This window comes from Vibrio sp. 1874 (assembly GCF_033344395.1).
Taxonomy (GTDB): Bacteria; Pseudomonadota; Gammaproteobacteria; order Enterobacterales; family Vibrionaceae; genus Vibrio; species Vibrio alginolyticus.
The window spans coordinates 33,295-49,379 of record NZ_JAWPOR010000013.1; the positions used below are offsets into that span (position 1 = coordinate 33,295).

Here is a 16,085-nt window from a genome sequence, read left to right on the forward strand (position 1 = left end):
TTGTTTATAACAACTTATTGATTGCTCTTAATTTAATCAATCTCTCTCTTTTTGCCGTAATGTCTTCCAAAATACTTGGGAAAAGGAACAAATAGACGTATTCTTGCTAGTTCTCAAAGTTCGAAATTCAATAACGGATAAATATCCATATTGATAAAACGATTTACCTAACCAATTATATAGTCAACTATTTTCAGGCAGTTTGTAATAGATGTCCTCATCGTCAATGACTTCATCAGGCTTCAGATTCTCATTCCCTTTTTTGCTACTGGGCATAGTGAGTTCGGGCATGGACAGCATTATTCAGATGACTCAGGCAAACTGGGGCATTGCCGCAAACTTGCCGTACATACTATTAGGTTGTGCGCTACTCCTTTGTTATTCATTTAAGCAAGGCAGAGAGTCCATGGTGTGCTTGGCAATGTTGCTAGCCTATTTCGTGATACAGCACCGCCTACAAGTCCCGCTTCAAAGTGGTACCGCTTTACTTGAGCTAACCATTTTAGCCACGTTACTTCCTGTCTCGTTTCTTACGGTATTTTTGTTTAGTAAAGAAGGTTTTGACTCCAGAGCCATGTTGACTTATGTCTTGATGTTAGCAATGTTCGTTCTTTGGTCTTATCTAACGCTAGCATATTACGTTGAAGGAGGGTTTGAACAATGGACAAGCGGTATTTTATTTATTGTACCGACCGTCTCTAAACTGCCTTTAATTCTTGTTTTATATTGCGTGGGTATTGTCTGTTTTCTTGGAATCCTTGTTTTAAAGAAGAATGAAATTATCCATGCGATGACCTACTCTGCCATGGTATTGGCGTCTGCGACGTTCATTTTCTTTGATGTGCAGTACATATCAAGCACCATGTTTACGCTAACAGGGCTGCTTATCATTATTTATGCCGCTTCCGCTAGCCATCAACTGGCTTTCACCGATAGCCTAACGCTGATTCCAAGCAGACGTGCACTTGATCTCGATCTAAAACACATGGGTAAGAAGTTCACGATTGCAATGCTTGATGTTGACCATTTTAAAAAGTTTAACGACACCTACGGTCACGATACTGGTGATGACGTTCTAAAAATGGTCGCTTCGCGCCTCACTAAAACCCCAGGCGGCGCAAAAGTTTATCGATTTGGCGGAGAAGAATTTACCATCGTTTTTAAAGGCAAATACGCTGACGAATGTAAGAACTTTTTGGAAGAAGCTCGCAAATCGATTGCAGAATACGAGATGATATTACGCGATGAAGAATCTCGCCCTGAGAACCATAAACAAGGACAAAAACGTCGTGGTAGCAACAGTTCGAAAAGAAAGTCGGTTTTTGTTACCGCAAGTTTCGGAGTTGCTGATAGCCGGAATGGGCAAGCTCCTCTGGACGTTATTAAATCAGCGGACGAAGCACTTTACAAAGCGAAAAAGGCCGGACGTAACTGCATAAAGCTTCGTTAGACCCTCACCAATCGTGAAAGTTAACAAGCTTGTCTGGGTTTAAAACAAAACCGAACTTCCCCATCAGCATAATAACTGCACTGATCGTTGCCACTATCCCGATGTTATCTATCTAATCAAAGGTATAAGGTATACGCCCGATTGTGACATTCATAAAATTTTGTTTTTAAAGAGAATTAACTAAAGTATGTGTGTTTCTTCCCAAAGACTTCGAGGTATATAGCGCTTTATCAACGGTTGCATACAAGTCTGATTGCACTTCTTTCCCTGTCGGTTGAAAAACAAAAACACCCTGTGACACTGTCACTCTATTTGACACACTAGAATACTCATGTGGGTAATCGAGAAAATACATAGCCTCTTGTATACGCTCGGCTTCTCTTTCTGCTGTTTGAGTGTCGGTACACCCTAGCAACACGACAAACTCTTCTCCACCATATCGACCTACATATTCCCCAGAGCGACAAAAAGTAGCCTTGAGTTGATTCGCAATCGCTTGCAAGCAACGATCGCCTTCAATATGACCGTAATTATCATTAAACGGTTTAAAAAAATCGACGTCCAATAGAATCAAAGCCATTGGCATATTGTGACGACCATGCCATGCAACCATCGATTCCAACTTATGGTCGATATAACGGCGGTTATAGAGTTTGGTTAGGCCATCTTCATTCGCTTGCTGAGTCAAAAGTTGATTAACCTGCTCCAATTGAGCTGTCGCTTGCTTAAGCTCTCGTCTCATATGAGCAATACGCTGCATTGCGATAAGTTTAGAGTTCAGTACCAGTTTATCTACCGGCTTAATTAAATAGTCATCACCGCCCGCATCTATGGCTTTAGCAATCATTTCTGGCTCTTCGTGACTACTCAAGAAAATAATTGGGATCCAATCCGGAAACGTTTCTCTTATATGAAGAGAGACTTCAAAACCGTTCATATCTGGCATTGATATATCGAGTAACACCAGCTCCGGATCAAAACTCTCGTAGGTATTTAACGCCTCTAGTCCACTACCTACGGCTTTTACAATATGTCCAAGTTGCTTTAGACGAATAGCCAACTGCATCCTGTCTAGCTGAACATCGTCAACCAGAAGGATTCGCATCGATGTCCCTGTCGGTTGCATAACGCGTTCCATTTTTAATTATGTCTTTATTAAACATATACCATACTCATAGAGTTGTTGCATTTGACTCATAATTAAGTGCTATATTTTTGTTTGAATATCACGGAATCCATTGCATAAAGCAGTTAGACTGAACGTTACCCTATCTAATCATGGCCTGTGAGCAGAAGCTCAACAAACTCATTCACTTTGGTCATCTTGCGGACTAATGGGTATAGCTATTTGATGCATTTGGTATTAATATTCCCGCCTTTTTGTAATGAGAGACACACCATGTCAGAAGCAACTAACAGCGAAAGCAAAAAAATCGATCTAGCCAGCATTTCTCCAGAGCTACGTAAAGTTATCGAATTTGACGAAGTTCCAGAGCAAATGTTCGAAATGGTTACCTCTATCCATGAAGTGTCTGAAGAAGCGGTACGTGAATCATGGGACGAAATGCCAGCAAGTGCACAGAACATTCTAGACAACTTTGAACAGTTTCATGCTCTAGTTTCTGTAGGCCAAGCATTCGCTGGTATTAATGTGATGGAAGAGTTCCCTACTCTTAATCTGCCAGAAAACATGACAGATGAAGATAAAGAAGAATACCGTGCTCAACTACTTGATAATGTGCTTCACAACTGCGTGAAAGACATGGTTAAGCAACTGAAGAAAGCACGTCGTGACCCACTTCTTAAGCGTGAATTCAAAGAAGTATTCGCGAAGTAATTCCGGCATTCTTCTAGTAAAAAAGGCCGCACTTTGCGGCCTTTTTTGATCATGAAGCGTAAATCAGTCTAAACGGTTAATGAGGCGCTAGTGCCATATCTTTTTGTGTCACACTGACACCTTTAATTTGTGCAAAAACACGGCTACCAACTTTTAGGTTGAGATCGTCAAGGGCCCACGGTGTGATCGTTGCCCACAAATAACATTTCTCGTCTAGCTTGAGTGATACATTAATACTCTGTTTGTCATCGGCTGCGTTAAACACTTCGATGGAATCGACAATAGCAGGCAGAATATTTCGAATCGACGTCGCCTTGGGCTGCTCGAGCGTGATAGAAACGTCATTGGCACGCACTTGCAAGCGTATTGGCGTGTCTGGTGTTCCGTCAATCTTTTGCACCCACAGGAATACATTAGGTGCAAGGTTGATACAAGTCAGTGCATAACGTTCATGATGTTCAGCAATCCGGCCTTCAAATAAGCTGCTTTGGTCTGAGAAAGATTGCCATGGACGCATAGCATGAGAAGCCCACACTTCCTCAAGCTTACCTGAACTCGAAATTTTACCTTGGTCAATAATTGCAAGGTGCTGAGCAAGCCTTAAAATTTCCTGGAGACTGTGTGTGACATAGATAATAGGGATATTTACCTTCTCCGACAACTCCTCGAGAAAAGGCATTACCTCACGCTTTCTTGGCATATCGAGTGAGGCAAGTGGCTCATCCATCAAAAGCAAATTGGGCTTAGATAGCAATGCGCGCGCAATCGCAACACGTTGCTTTTCACCACCAGAAAGTGATACCGGAAAGCGCTTTAGTAACGGTTTGATAGACAAGAGTTCGGTGACTGCATCAAAATACTCGTCATCTTTTTCTTTAACGCCATACAACAAATTGCCTTGAACCGAATAGTGAGGAAACAAACGTGAATCCTGAAACACATAACCAATGCCACGCTTGTGCGTTGGTAGGTTTATTCCCTGTTCACTGTCAAACAAAACATGCTCACCAACCGCAACATACCCTTGCCTTGGAGTGACCAATCCGCTGATGATGTTAATCAACGTCGTTTTACCTGCACCAGATCGTCCAAACAAGGCACTAATTCCATTACAGGGTAACTTAAGTTTGATGTCGAAGTCAGTCTCACCAAGCATTTGTTTAAATTGGACTTTAATCGTCATTGCTTCGCACCCAATCTGCTTGCCGCTTTACGATTTAGCCATTCAGAGATCATTAATGTAGACAAGGCTAACGCGATAGAAATGATACACAGACGAGCCGCCTGCATTTCTGCACCTGGCGTTTCAATAAAGTTGTACATTGCCAGCGGAATCGTTTGGGTCTCACCCGGAATGTTAGAGACGAAACTGATCGTCGCCCCGAATTCGCCAAGACTACGAGCAAATGACAGCATCGTGCCCGTAATAATTCCGGGAATGGTCAGTGGTAACGTGATGGTGAGAAACACTTTTAAAGGAGAAGCGCCTAACGTAGAGGCTGCGTGCTCCAATTTAGGGTCGACGCTATCTAAGCTTAAGCGTACTGAACGAACCATCAAAGGCAAAGCCACGACAATACAAGCGACTACTGCCCCTTTCCAATTAAAGCTAAATACTACCCCTAAGTTTTCATAGAGCCACTTTCCAAGGACCCCTTGTCGTCCTAAAGAAATCAACAATAAATAGCCGATTACCACTGGCGGCAATACCAGTGGTAAATGAATTAAGCTATCGAGAATCGATTTACCAAAGAACGTTTTTCGAGAAAGTAGCCAAGCAAGAAAAACGCCGAGAGGAATCAGCCAAAGTACTGCGTACGCGCCTACTTTGAGGCTTAACATTAAGGCTTGGTATTCCAGTTCTGTCACGCTTCGTTCCTATAATTGAAGGCCGGTTTATTGCTGAAAGCCATATTGAGCAAAAACGCGTGCGGCTTCGTCCGATTTTAGGTATTGGAAGAACTGCTCCGACTCAGTAGAATCATTCACAATTGCAGCCGGGTACACAATAGCCGCATGCGTATCAGTCGCAAATTCGCCGACAATTTTGACTTTATCAGTTAACTGAGCATCGGTTTTGTAGACCACACCTAAAGGCGCTTCTCCACGTTCAACCAACGCCAAAGCTAAGCGCACATTCTTTGCTGGTGCGACGTGAGTTTGAACCGCTTTCCATACACCCAGTGTAGTCAATGACTCTTTCGCGTACATACCAGCAGGTACTGACGTCGGATTGCCTAAAGCAAGACGATTTCCATGCAATGCCTTCTCCCATGCCTTTGCATCAGAAAAGTTAAATGAGGTTAATTCTGAAGACTGGGGAGCAATCAACACTAAGCTATTGCGCACTAGATTTGTGACATTGTCACGAAAAATGACGTCTTTATCGACCAAATAATCCATCCATTTCGTGTTCGCAGAAATGAATACATCCGCTGGTGCGCCATTGATAATTTGTCGAGCGATAGAAGAAGAACCACCATAAACGGGAGTGATAGAAACGTCATACTTTTCTTCAAAGTTTTGCGCGATCTCGTTAATCGCATTCGTCATAGAAGAGGCTGCATACACTTTTAGGTTCGTTGCTGCGTTTGCTGAAAATGAAATGCTTAATACTGCCGCAAGGCAAGCATGCTGTTTCCATGCTTTCATAGAGATACTCCAATACAAGGCAAGCGAAAGAACAGGTTATTTGAATATAAAGTTCAATCAGTTAATGTGCTATTTAAACAAAAAATCAAGGCGCATATGTTGTTCTATCGCATCTGCGATGCGATTAATGCCTTGCTCCTTTAACTCTTCAAAGTCTTGTTGTTTGATTTGGGTGCCGTTTACCCATTCTGATACCAGGCTTAAGACATCTGCCTCGTCAAAGAACCCGTGAAGGTAGGTTCCCATGATTTGGCCACACTCGCTGATCGCCCCCTCCGCTTCACCGGAACTGAATGTAAGAGGTTGCAGGCCCCGTACTTCACTTCGCCCTACGTGGATTTCATAACCCTTTACATTGGCTGTTTTGCCGTTAAGAGAAAGCTGTGCTTGTGTGTTTGTAAGCTGTTTGCTGTTAGTTAGCGTCGTAGTGATATCAAGCAACCCAAGTCCTTCGCTTTGACCTGGTTGGCCTTCGACGCCGTTTGGATCATCAATCAAGTTTCCAAGCATCTGGTAGCCGCCACAGATACCAATCACTTTTCCACCAAGACGAATATGACGCAAGATATCGTTATCCCACCCTTGGCTTCTTAGATACTCCAGATCGTCTCTCACTGATTTGGTCCCAGGCAAAATAACCAGGTCGGCTTTATCTATTTTTTCGCCTTTACCTACATAACGTAGATTGATGTCTGGATTCAATCGCAGCACATCAAAATCAGTATGATTACTAATCCGGGTTAAAACAGGCACAACAACATTCAGTTTTACCTCAGAGTGCAACTCTTGCTGCGCAGTGATCGCGTCTTCTGCTTCTAAATTCAAACCATGGAGAAAAGGAAGTACACCAAGTACAGGTTTACCTGTTTTTTCTTCTAGCCAATCGAGGCCCGATTGCAATAAACGAATATCACCTCGAAAACGGTTGATAACAAATCCTTTTACTCGCGCTTGTTCAGATTCAGAAAGTAGCGCAAGTGTTCCGTACAAATGTGCAAACACTCCACCACGATCAATATCAGCAACAATGATCACTGGTACATCAGCGGCCTCAGCAAAACCCATGTTTGCAATATCGCCTTCTCGTAAATTGATTTCAGCAGGACTCCCCGCGCCCTCGATAATGATCGAATCAAATTCTTGAGTCAGACGAGAGAAGGAATCTAACACCGTGTCCATCGCCACTTTCTTGTAATCATGAAAGCCAGCCGCATCCATATTGGAAATCACCTTACCCTGCAAAATGATCTGAGCACCTGTATCACTGTTAGGTTTAATTAAAACCGGATTCATATGTACGGTTGGCTCAATATTACACGCCTGTGCCTGAACGGCCTGTGCTCGACCTATTTCACCGCCATCTTTGGTTACCGCACTATTTAGTGCCATGTTTTGTGGCTTAAATGGGGCAACATTTATCCCTTTTCGTGCTAATACACGGCATAAACCTGCCACAAGGACACTTTTTCCGGCATCCGAAGTGGTGCCTTGAACCATTAAAGATGGGATCGCTGATTTCATGAACATTTGTAAGGAATAGAGGAAGATGAACAATCATAACGTCATCGTCCCCACTTACTCAAGCAAATGAATAGAATATGAATGTTGAAATCATCATTGGTTCAAACAAGCCCTGCTTTAATGACCCCATCAAAACAAACCGATGAGGATGTAACATGAAAAAGAATACAATTATCGCAACAATCGCCGCCTTAGCTATTGCTCCTTCTATCGCGTTCGCGAAAGATAACGCTCAAAACCAATCAAACTTGCAGTTTAACGGTCCTGTCACTGTGGAAAAATTGGATGCCTTGCTAAACGACTCCAATATGTTTACTGAAAAAGATGTGGTCGTTGAAGGTAACTTATTGCGTCAAGTTCGCGCGGATAAGTTTGTCTTTAGCGATGGTTCCGGTGAAGTGATGGTCGAACTCGATGACGATATTCAGCTAAATACTCCGATTGATCACACGACTAAAGTCCGTCTGTTTGGCGAATTTGAAGGCGGGAACAAACCAGAGATTGAAGTCGAACAACTCGTGGTCATGTAAAACAAACCCCGATTGCTGTGCATATCAACATGATGTAGTGACGATTACAGCTAAATAGTGACGGCAAGCACTTAAAATGATAGCTTTATCAATCTTGGTCTGCTTTTTGCAGACCATTTTTTTGTTCATTTTAATCATCTTGCCCGGAGACACCATGCTAGGTAAAGCTCTAAAGGTTGCAGCCTTTGGTTTGTGTGCTATTTTGCCACTTTCCGCACACGCAAATAATTTCAACTACAACACGATGGAATTTCGCATGGGCACTAGCCCTGGTACATTTGGTGGCGAGTTCAATACCTACTTTACAGAGAATACCCATTTCATTGCTCGCGCAGACAGTGAATTCAGCGGAGACTGGGACATTGCTGGTGGTATAGGCTTTAATGGGCCAGCAGGCCAATTTGCAGATATTTATGGCCAAATGTTGGTACACAACATTAAAGAGAACGGCAGTGATAAAGTGGGCGACGAGTGGCGCACGGAAGTGAATATTGGCACTCGTATTTGGTTTATGCAAAATGTTGAGCTACATGGCCGTATCGGCCAAATCATAGATAATGACGATTCGAACACCATTTACAATCTGGGCGCACGATTCCACTCAACTCAGCAACTATCGCTTGGTGCAGATTTCAAAAATAATGGTGTCTATGGCCAGCAAATTGTAATGTCTGCTCGTTTTGCATTTTAGTGGACATGACTATGACTACCAGGGCATCACAAGCAAGCATATGATTCAATAAAAATGGCCTCCAATTTTGGAGGCCATTTTTTGTTAATCACGAATCATTAGCTTGTAGCAGAAACTAGCTGTAATACATCAGTTTTTAGCGGTTTTTTTAGGTTTATCTTGCACATATTTTTTCGATACATCTACAACGGCGATATCTCTAAAAAAGCTTCGACCAAGCAAAATTGGAAACGTCATATGTCCGCGATCCGCTAACGTAAACTCTGTCTTTTCTTTGTGATCCCCAACGGTAATGTAGGCTTTTACCACCGCTCGTTTATCCACCTCTTCTGACGAAGACTGCTTAACTTTAGCCCAGCGCTCAACGGGTACTTTAAATTCTTTGGTGTCTTTGTCACCTAAATCTATCTTAAATTTAACCCAGTCTTTACCATCACGCTCAAACGGAACAATGTCAGTCGCACTAATTGATGATGTTGTCGCACCTGTATCGACTCTAGCCTTGAAAGTCTGGTCAATTTCAGGAACATAAACCCATTCTTCAGAACCAAGAATTAACATGCCATCGGGTGTTTTTGTGACCTTGACTGGCTTCTTAGGCTTTGGTTCCGGCTTTTTCTCAGGTTTCGCTTCTGGTTTGGGCTCCACCTCTGGCTTTGGATCTACATCAGGTTTCACTTCTGGCTCGACTTTAACGGGCTCTTCGACCTTTGGCGACTCTGGCTCAACAGGTTCCTGCGTCGTTTGAGTTGACGTACAAGCAATTAAACTGCCGCTCATCATAAGCGGCAGAATCAGTTTCCAGTTTTTCATCCACACTCCAATTAAGCTTGAGATACTTTCTTAATTGCGTCCGCTACGTATGGAATATGAGTTTCGGTAAGTCCGGCAATGTTAATTCGACCATCGCCAACACCATAAATGCCATAATCTTCACGCAGTTGCGCCATTTGGTTTCCACTAAAGCCTAGCACAGTAAACATGCCTTTGTGACCCTCAATGAAATCAAATTGATCTGTATTATGGTTGTTTCTCAACTCGTTACACAAACTTTGACGAAGGCTAACCAAACGATGTTGCATTTCACTCAATTCTTGCTTCCAAACGGAAGTGAGATTGTCATCTTGCAGAATGGTCTTAACTAAAGCTGCACCATGGTCGGGTGGCATCGTGTAAGTCGAGCGAGCTAGAGTGAGGAGTTTACCTTTTGCATTGGTTACATCATGCATGTTCTTACCAACCACAATCGCTGCACCAGTTCGTTCACGGTACAGACCAAAGTTCTTCGAACATGAAGTAGTAATCAACATCTCTTCAACGTTATCTGCCATAAAACGAAGGCCTTTTGCGTCTTCTTCTAGGCCATCACCGAAGCCTTGGTAAGCAATGTCCACAAATGGGATGAAACCGTTCTTCTGCGACAATTCTGTAATGGCTTGCCAAGCAGAGAAGTCAATATCCGCACCAGTTGGGTTGTGGCAACAACCATGAAGAAGTACCACATCTGAAGGCCCAGCTTTCGCAAGATCATCCATCATTTTTTCGGTGTCTACTTGTTTCGTTTCCGAAGAGAAATAGTGGTAGAACTTAACTTTAAGGCCTGCTGCTTCCATCACTGGCTTGTGGTTTACGTAGCTTGGGTTGGAAATCCAAACCGTCGTATCTGGCTGTGCGATCTTCATTAGATCACCGAGCATACGCAGCGCACCACTTGCACCTGGCGTTTGAATAGCTGCAACACGATCCATTGCAGACGTTCCCGTCAGTAGCAAATTGATCATGCTTTTATTAAATTCTTCGCAACCTGCAAGACCAACATAAGACTTGGTTTTTTGAGTTTCAACAACGACATCCTGCGCCATTTGAATGGCTTTCATAATCGGCGTTTCGCCTGCGCTGTTTTTGTATACGCCAATGCCAAGGTCAACCTTGTTTGGACGTTCATCGTTACGGTATGCAACGGATAGAGATAAAATAGGATCTAATACGGGAGTTGGGAGATTAGAAAACATGAAAGTCATAACCCTTTGAAATTCAAGTACCGAACCTCACGTTAACACCATCGCAAAAAATGACGAAATGATTTTTCACTTATTTCATCAATTAGAGAACAAAATTCTGGATTGCGGTGAGTTTTGTGCGCTCTATCGTTCAGAAAAAGAACGATTCACTCCTCGTTGTACCAATCCACTCTACCGTTTTTTCTAAACTCTCTTGGTGTCATGGTCGACCACGCTTTAAAACGTGTACTAAAGTTAGCGCTGGTCGGATATCCGACTATTTCTCCAATATGCTGAATTGGCCATTCTGTTGAACGAAGTAACCTAGCAGCATATTCCATGCGCATACGCGTTAAATGTGCCATTGGGCTTCGACCAAACTGCTTTTGAGTCAGTCGATGCAAATGAGGCTCCGAACATGGATATAGAGCCGCCACCTGCTCAACGCTCCAATCCTTATGGAGCTGACGTTGGACAAGGTCAAATACACGCCGAAGCCTCAATTGGCTGCGTGATATCGACTCTGAGGGCGGCATGTTTAACATCAGCTCTAACTGAGCCACACTATGCTCACCTACCGCACCACCATAATCGATTGGAAGGTTAATGCTGCGTAGTAACGTTTGGATACATGCATACATCACTTCAGGTGTAGATGAAAGCTGGTAGCGAACATCGCATTCTAATATCGGCCACTCTCTATCAGGAGCAAGAAAAAGCCACGCGATCTGCCAAGGTTCTTCTTCTATACCAAAACCGTTTTCAACACCTGCGGGTACTGTAATCAACGAGCCCGGTTCCAAATCGTATCGATAAGTCCCACTCTCTAGCCACCCTTTACCACGCACCGTATAGAGCAGCATGTGTTTCTTTTGGTTTTTACGATAAACAGAGAAGAAGTCACGACAAGTGGCAATGCCGCACTGCACAATGCCTCTCTCCTCAAGTGCTAATACTCGACTGTGATCAATAAACTCTTGATAAGTTTTTTCTGAAATCGCGTAGCGTTCTTGTTTATCTTCCATGATTTATTGGCTCACATGTGCGTTAGTAGAGAGTTTTACAAAGGTTTTGGATTCCTTTGAAAAATACACCGCCAAATCATGAGGATAAACTACTCGCATTAATCTTTAAGGAGAAATGCGATGCTCTTAACACGCGAATACATCGATAAAGCATTTTGGCAAAAGCTGATTACGATTGGCCTACCTGTTTCACTTCAGTCCATGCTTTTTGCTTTGCTCGGCGTCGTGGATATTTTCATGGTAAGCCTACTCGGAGAATCTGCAACGGCAGCAGTTGGAGTTGGAAATCGTATCTTTTTCTTCAACCTAGCGGTTGTCTTTGGCCTGTGCGGTGCAGTTACCGTACTTGCTTCTCAATACTACGGCTCAGGAAACCTAGCCGGAATTCGCAGAACGTTGGCGCAATCTTGGTTTATTTCCATTTTGGTGACGCTGCCGTTTATCGTTCTTTATGCGATTTTTGATGAAGAGATCGTCTCTTTTATGTCAGACGATCCTGAATACGTCACTTATGCACGTGATTATCTTGTGGTTACGGGCTTTAGCCTCATTGCTACGGCGATAGTAGTACCGATTGAAGCGGTATTGCGCTCCGTGGGCCAAACCAAACTGGCAACCAACGTTAGTATCTCCGCCATTGTCGTTAACGTCGCGCTTAATTATGTTTTGATTTTTGGTTTATTTGGTTTCCCTCAATGGGGCGTATTTGGTGCAGCCGTAGGTAGTTTTGTTTCTCGATTTTTCCAAACCGCCGTCTTGATTTATTTTTTCTACAAACGATATGCTTACCTAATTCCGACTAAGTTCGATTGGGTACAAGGCCGCTTAAAACAGTATCGAAAAAAGTACTTTAAGGTTTCTTTACCCATGTTGGTCCACGATGCGCTTTGGACTGGTGGATTGATCGTTTACAGCATCATCTATGGTCAATTGGGCGTTTCAGAACTGGCGATCATCTCATTCTTATCACCGATTGAAGGGGTACTGATTTCAACCTTTATGGGATTTGCGGTCGCTGCATCCGTTCTTCTTGGGAATGATATTGGTGCAAAACATTATGACCGAGTCGAGAAAACGGCGTGGTGGTATGTGTTAACCAGCGCAATCTTAGCCACCTTGCTGTTTTTCCTAGTGTGGTTGAGCTCGCCCATGATTCATCACCTATTGGTACTGAGCCCGTTAACCGATGCAGACATGGCACTTAACGTATGTTTAGTCATGGCGCTAGGTATGATTTTGAGGGTGTTTAACATGGTTGGGATTGGCGGCGTACTAAATAGTGGCGCTGATATTCGCTATAGCATTTTCATCGACACGTTCGGTCAGTGGGCTATTGGCATCCCCCTTACTTATTACACAGGCATGGTGTTAGGGCTGCCTTTGCATTTTGTCTTGATGTCTCTGCTCGCGGAAGAGTTAGTGAAAGGCGTACTGACGACTTACCGTATTCAATCTAAACGTTGGATAAATAATATGGTTGAAGATGATCAATCGGTGACAGCGTAACCAAAAAGACATTAACGAACTCACACCAAAAGGGCTCACCCGTTATGCACGCGAGAGCCCTTTTTATGTGCGGAGAATGCTTGATTAGATGTCCGTAAAGCGATGAATGATTTGGTTTGAACTGCCACGCCATTCGAGATTGAGGTCTTTCTTGTCTTGTTCAAACTTACCATCAATCAAAACATCGATGTATTGCACCACTTCCCTTTGCGCGTTATTCAGTTCCGTCAGCGTGTAGCCAGTCCAAACCCAAATGTCTTTACCTGGGCACTCCTCTCTCACCCTTTTCACTATCTTCAAAATATGAGGCACATTAGCAGGGTGAAGCGGATCTCCACCCGACAACGACAAGCCACGGCGTTTGATACGCGTGTCGTTTAAGTCAGCGATGATTTTGTCTTCCGCTTCTTGCGTGAAAAGTACACCAGAATCCAAACGTTGCGTCGACTGGTTATAACACCCACGGCACTGATGCACACAACCCGACACAAACAGCGTGCAGCGCGTACCCGGTCCGTTAACAACGTCAATTGGATAGTATTGGTGGTAATTCATAATGCGTCTCTGCGTTATCGCGAAAGAGAAAATCAACCTGTTTAAAGTTGATTTTCAAAGTGTTAAAACGAGTGGTAGTAAACCTTACAGGTGTTTAACTCGGCGCTTCACTTCTTCTTGCTTACCGAAGTTAAACGGGCGTGCATCTGGGCTGCCTAGGTAGCCACAAACTCGACGTGTTACTGATACTTTAGTTGAGTCATGGTTACCACAGCTTGGGCAAGTGAAGCCTTTACTTGTACAGTCAAACTCGCCGTTGTAGCCACACTCGTAGCACTCATCAATTGGCGTGTTTGTACCGTAGTAAGGCACTCGGGTGTAACTGTAGTCCCATACGTTTTCTAGTGCTTCAACGTTGCGTTGCATGTTCGGGAACTCGCCGTAACAGATAAAGCCGCCACTTGAGATTTCTGGGTAAGGCATCTCAAAGTCGATCTTGTCGTACGGGTTCACCTTCTTCTCAACATCTAGGTGGAAGCTGTTGGTGTAGTAACCTTTGTCTGTTACGCCTTCAATTACACCGAACTCTTTCGCATCGATTCGGCAGAAACGGCTACATAGGTTTTCACTTGGCGTTGCATATAAGCTGAAGCCATAACCTGTTTCGTCAGCCCATTGATTCACAGCATCTTTTAGATGCTTGATGATCGCGACCGCTTTTTCACGCAAAACAGCGTCATCATAAACGTGCGCTTCTGTACCGAATAGCGCGTTAATTGTCTCGTGTACACCGATGTAACCAAGAGAAATAGACGCACGACCGTTCTTGAAGATATCTGCGATTGAGTCGTCTGCTTTCAAGCGAACACCACATGCGCCTTCCATGTATAGGATTGGGGCCACACGTGCTTTCACGTTTTCAAGGCGAGAGATACGTGTCTCTAGTGCTTTACGAGCAAGACGTAGGCGGTCATTTAGAAGCTCGTAGAATTTATCTTCGCTTCCGTTTGCACGGATAGCGATACGAGGAAGGTTCAAGCTCACGACGCCAAGGTTGTTACGACCTTCGTGAATCAGCTCACCGTTTTCTTCGTAAGTACCAAGGAAGCTACGGCAACCCATTGGCGTTTTGAATGAACCGGTTACTTCCACTACTTTGTCGTAGTTAAGAATGTCTGGGTACATACGCTTAGACGCACACTCAAGCGCAAGTTGCTTGATGTCGTAGTTTGGATCTTCTGATTTGTGGTTCAAACCATCTTTGATGCCGAATACAAGTTTAGGGAATACCGCTGTTTTACGGTTCTTGCCTAGACCTGCAATACGATTCTTCAGAATCGATTTCTGGATCAGGCGTGATGCCCAGCTTGTACCAAGACCAAAACCGAACGTAACGAATGGGGTTTGACCGTTCGCTGTATGCAGCGTGTTTACTTCGTATTCTAGAGATTGGAATGCGTCGTAACACTCTTTCTCAGTGCGCGCTTTTGCGAACTCTTCTGGCTCAGCAATGTTCCACTCTTTTGCGATCTCTCGGTGTTTCTCGTAGCTTGTGATTACGTACGGTTCTAGAACCTCATCAATACGGTTGATGGTTGTACCACCGTAAATGTGGCTCGCGACTTGAGCAATGATTTGCGCTGTTACCGCTGTTGCAGTCGAAATTGATTTTGGCGTATCAATCTCAGCGTTACCCATTTTAAAACCATGCGTCAGCATACCTTTAAGATCGATAAGCATACAGTTAAACATTGGGAAGAACGGTGCGTAGTCTAAATCGTGGTAGTGAATGTCACCCACTTCGTGCGCTTGAACCACATCGCGAGGAAGAATGTGCGTCTTCGCGTAGTGTTTCGCTACGATACCAGCCAACAAGTCACGTTGAGTCGGAATTACTTTGCCGTCTTTGTTCGCGTTCTCGTTGATTAGATCCAGATTACTTTCTTCAATCAAACCTTCGATTTCGCGAGTTAGTGCACTTTGCTTCTCACGAGCGATGTCGCGATCGTGGCGATATTCAATGTAAGAACGCGCTAGGGCTTTGTAAGGACCTTGCATGAGTTCATTTTCGACTAAGTCTTGAATCTCATGGATGTGAACTTCATCGTGTTCTCTTAACTGTAACTCGACAGCAAGAGCCACATTAAGAGCATAAATAGCGACATCTTTATCTTTGTTTTCCGCTGCTGCTTCAACTGCTGCTTGGATACGATCCCTGTTGAACGGAGCTCTTGATCCGTCGCGTTTGATTACGATTGGTTTCACCTTGTTCTCCTTACCCGAGCATACTCACAGAGTTATCCACAAATACACTATATGGGGTTATTTTTTATTCTAGCAACACAATATATTGTGGCGTATTTAACGAAAAGCACCAC

At 43.7% G+C, this 16,085-nt stretch carries 15 protein-coding genes; 5 read left to right on the top strand and 10 right to left on the bottom strand.

Translation table 11 applies throughout. The annotated features are described in order from the left end of the window. Positions 1-211: 211 nt before the first annotated feature. Positions 212-1,450, top strand: a complete 1,239-nt coding sequence (locus R8N46_RS19170) for a sensor domain-containing diguanylate cyclase (protein ID WP_115386647.1) — start codon at positions 212-214, stop codon at positions 1,448-1,450. Between the two features lie 166 nt (positions 1,451-1,616). On the opposite strand, the gene R8N46_RS19175 is transcribed toward R8N46_RS19170, so the two are convergent. Further along, positions 1,617-2,576 carry a diguanylate cyclase gene (locus R8N46_RS19175; protein WP_005376234.1) on the bottom strand — a complete coding sequence of 320 codons (960 nt, stop codon included), beginning with the start codon at positions 2,574-2,576 and terminating at the stop codon, positions 1,617-1,619. 273 nt (positions 2,577-2,849) lie between these two features. Between R8N46_RS19175 and R8N46_RS19180 the strand changes: the two genes are divergently transcribed. After that, positions 2,850-3,287: a DUF3069 domain-containing protein gene (locus tag R8N46_RS19180; protein WP_005376232.1), complete on the top strand. Its 438-nt coding sequence runs from the start codon at positions 2,850-2,852 to the stop codon at positions 3,285-3,287. 76 nt (positions 3,288-3,363) lie between these two features. On the opposite strand, the gene modC is transcribed toward R8N46_RS19180, so the two are convergent. The 4 genes from modC to R8N46_RS19200 all read right to left on the bottom strand — a co-directional run bounded on the left by modC (position 3,364) and on the right by R8N46_RS19200 (position 7,460). Continuing rightward, positions 3,364-4,470, bottom strand: coding sequence for a molybdenum ABC transporter ATP-binding protein ModC (gene modC / locus R8N46_RS19185; RefSeq protein WP_054575980.1), 1,107 nt, complete (start codon positions 4,468-4,470; stop codon positions 3,364-3,366). Then, positions 4,467-5,156 carry a molybdate ABC transporter permease subunit gene (gene modB / locus R8N46_RS19190; RefSeq protein WP_054575444.1) on the bottom strand — a complete coding sequence of 230 codons (690 nt, stop codon included), beginning with the start codon at positions 5,154-5,156 and terminating at the stop codon, positions 4,467-4,469. The genes modC and modB overlap by 4 nt, the downstream gene beginning before the upstream one ends. Positions 5,157-5,183: 27 nt before the next feature. After that, entirely contained in the window at positions 5,184-5,939 is a 756-nt protein-coding gene (gene modA / locus R8N46_RS19195; protein ID WP_054700905.1) for a molybdate ABC transporter substrate-binding protein, read from the bottom strand. A gap of 69 nt (positions 5,940-6,008) precedes the next feature. After that, complete coding sequence (locus R8N46_RS19200) at positions 6,009-7,460, bottom strand: cobyric acid synthase (RefSeq protein ID WP_170896982.1); 1,452 nt, start codon at positions 7,458-7,460, stop codon at positions 6,009-6,011. A 155-nt stretch (positions 7,461-7,615) separates the two neighbouring features. On the opposite strand from R8N46_RS19200, the gene R8N46_RS19205 reads away from it, so the two are divergent. Then, positions 7,616-7,990 carry a YgiW/YdeI family stress tolerance OB fold protein gene (locus R8N46_RS19205; protein ID WP_005376220.1) on the top strand — a complete coding sequence of 125 codons (375 nt, stop codon included), beginning with the start codon at positions 7,616-7,618 and terminating at the stop codon, positions 7,988-7,990. A gap of 154 nt (positions 7,991-8,144) precedes the next feature. Continuing rightward, positions 8,145-8,681, top strand: coding sequence for a hypothetical protein (locus R8N46_RS19210; RefSeq protein WP_017634623.1), 537 nt, complete (start codon positions 8,145-8,147; stop codon positions 8,679-8,681). Positions 8,682-8,810: 129 nt separating this feature from the next. On the opposite strand, the gene R8N46_RS19215 is transcribed toward R8N46_RS19210, so the two are convergent. From R8N46_RS19215 to R8N46_RS19225, 3 genes are all read right to left on the bottom strand, one after another. Continuing rightward, complete coding sequence (locus R8N46_RS19215; RefSeq protein ID WP_005388032.1) at positions 8,811-9,494, bottom strand: ATP-dependent zinc protease; 684 nt, start codon at positions 9,492-9,494, stop codon at positions 8,811-8,813. Positions 9,495-9,505: 11 nt separating this feature from the next. After that, positions 9,506-10,693 carry an aromatic amino acid transaminase gene (locus tag R8N46_RS19220; protein WP_025767759.1) on the bottom strand — a complete coding sequence of 396 codons (1,188 nt, stop codon included), beginning with the start codon at positions 10,691-10,693 and terminating at the stop codon, positions 9,506-9,508. Between the two features lie 155 nt (positions 10,694-10,848). Continuing rightward, the gene (locus tag R8N46_RS19225; RefSeq protein WP_025767758.1) at positions 10,849-11,706 is read right to left on the bottom strand and encodes an AraC family transcriptional regulator; all 858 of its coding nucleotides are present in this window, start codon (positions 11,704-11,706) and stop codon (positions 10,849-10,851) included. A gap of 120 nt (positions 11,707-11,826) precedes the next feature. On the opposite strand from R8N46_RS19225, the gene R8N46_RS19230 reads away from it, so the two are divergent. Then, on the top strand, positions 11,827-13,212 hold the full coding sequence (locus R8N46_RS19230) for an MATE family efflux transporter (RefSeq protein ID WP_213972175.1): 1,386 nt from the start codon (positions 11,827-11,829) through the stop codon (positions 13,210-13,212). Positions 13,213-13,296: 84 nt separating this feature from the next. Here R8N46_RS19230 and nrdG read toward each other — a convergent pair whose 3' ends face one another. Next, entirely contained in the window at positions 13,297-13,767 is a 471-nt protein-coding gene (nrdG, locus tag R8N46_RS19235; RefSeq protein WP_017634628.1) for an anaerobic ribonucleoside-triphosphate reductase-activating protein, read from the bottom strand. An 84-nt stretch (positions 13,768-13,851) separates the two neighbouring features. Continuing rightward, positions 13,852-15,972, bottom strand: coding sequence for an anaerobic ribonucleoside-triphosphate reductase (gene nrdD / locus R8N46_RS19240; RefSeq protein WP_213972174.1), 2,121 nt, complete (start codon positions 15,970-15,972; stop codon positions 13,852-13,854). Positions 15,973-16,085: the final 113 nt, after the last annotated feature.

Coding starts and splice junctions, on each gene's coding strand:
- R8N46_RS19170 (WP_115386647.1), top strand. CDS start 212: ATGTCCTCATCGTCAATGACTTCATCAGGCTTCAGATTCTCATTCCCT.
- R8N46_RS19175 (WP_005376234.1), bottom strand. CDS start 2,576: ATGCAACCGACAGGGACATCGATGCGAATCCTTCTGGTTGACGATGTT.
- R8N46_RS19180 (WP_005376232.1), top strand. CDS start 2,850: ATGTCAGAAGCAACTAACAGCGAAAGCAAAAAAATCGATCTAGCCAGC.
- modC (WP_054575980.1), bottom strand. CDS start 4,470: ATGACGATTAAAGTCCAATTTAAACAAATGCTTGGTGAGACTGACTTC.
- modA (WP_054700905.1), bottom strand. CDS start 5,939: ATGAAAGCATGGAAACAGCATGCTTGCCTTGCGGCAGTATTAAGCATT.
- R8N46_RS19200 (WP_170896982.1), bottom strand. CDS start 7,460: ATGAAATCAGCGATCCCATCTTTAATGGTTCAAGGCACCACTTCGGAT.
- R8N46_RS19205 (WP_005376220.1), top strand. CDS start 7,616: ATGAAAAAGAATACAATTATCGCAACAATCGCCGCCTTAGCTATTGCT.
- R8N46_RS19210 (WP_017634623.1), top strand. CDS start 8,145: ATGCTAGGTAAAGCTCTAAAGGTTGCAGCCTTTGGTTTGTGTGCTATT.
- R8N46_RS19215 (WP_005388032.1), bottom strand. CDS start 9,494: ATGAAAAACTGGAAACTGATTCTGCCGCTTATGATGAGCGGCAGTTTA.
- R8N46_RS19220 (WP_025767759.1), bottom strand. CDS start 10,693: ATGTTTTCTAATCTCCCAACTCCCGTATTAGATCCTATTTTATCTCTA.
- R8N46_RS19225 (WP_025767758.1), bottom strand. CDS start 11,706: ATGGAAGATAAACAAGAACGCTACGCGATTTCAGAAAAAACTTATCAA.
- R8N46_RS19230 (WP_213972175.1), top strand. CDS start 11,827: ATGCTCTTAACACGCGAATACATCGATAAAGCATTTTGGCAAAAGCTG.
- nrdG (WP_017634628.1), bottom strand. CDS start 13,767: ATGAATTACCACCAATACTATCCAATTGACGTTGTTAACGGACCGGGT.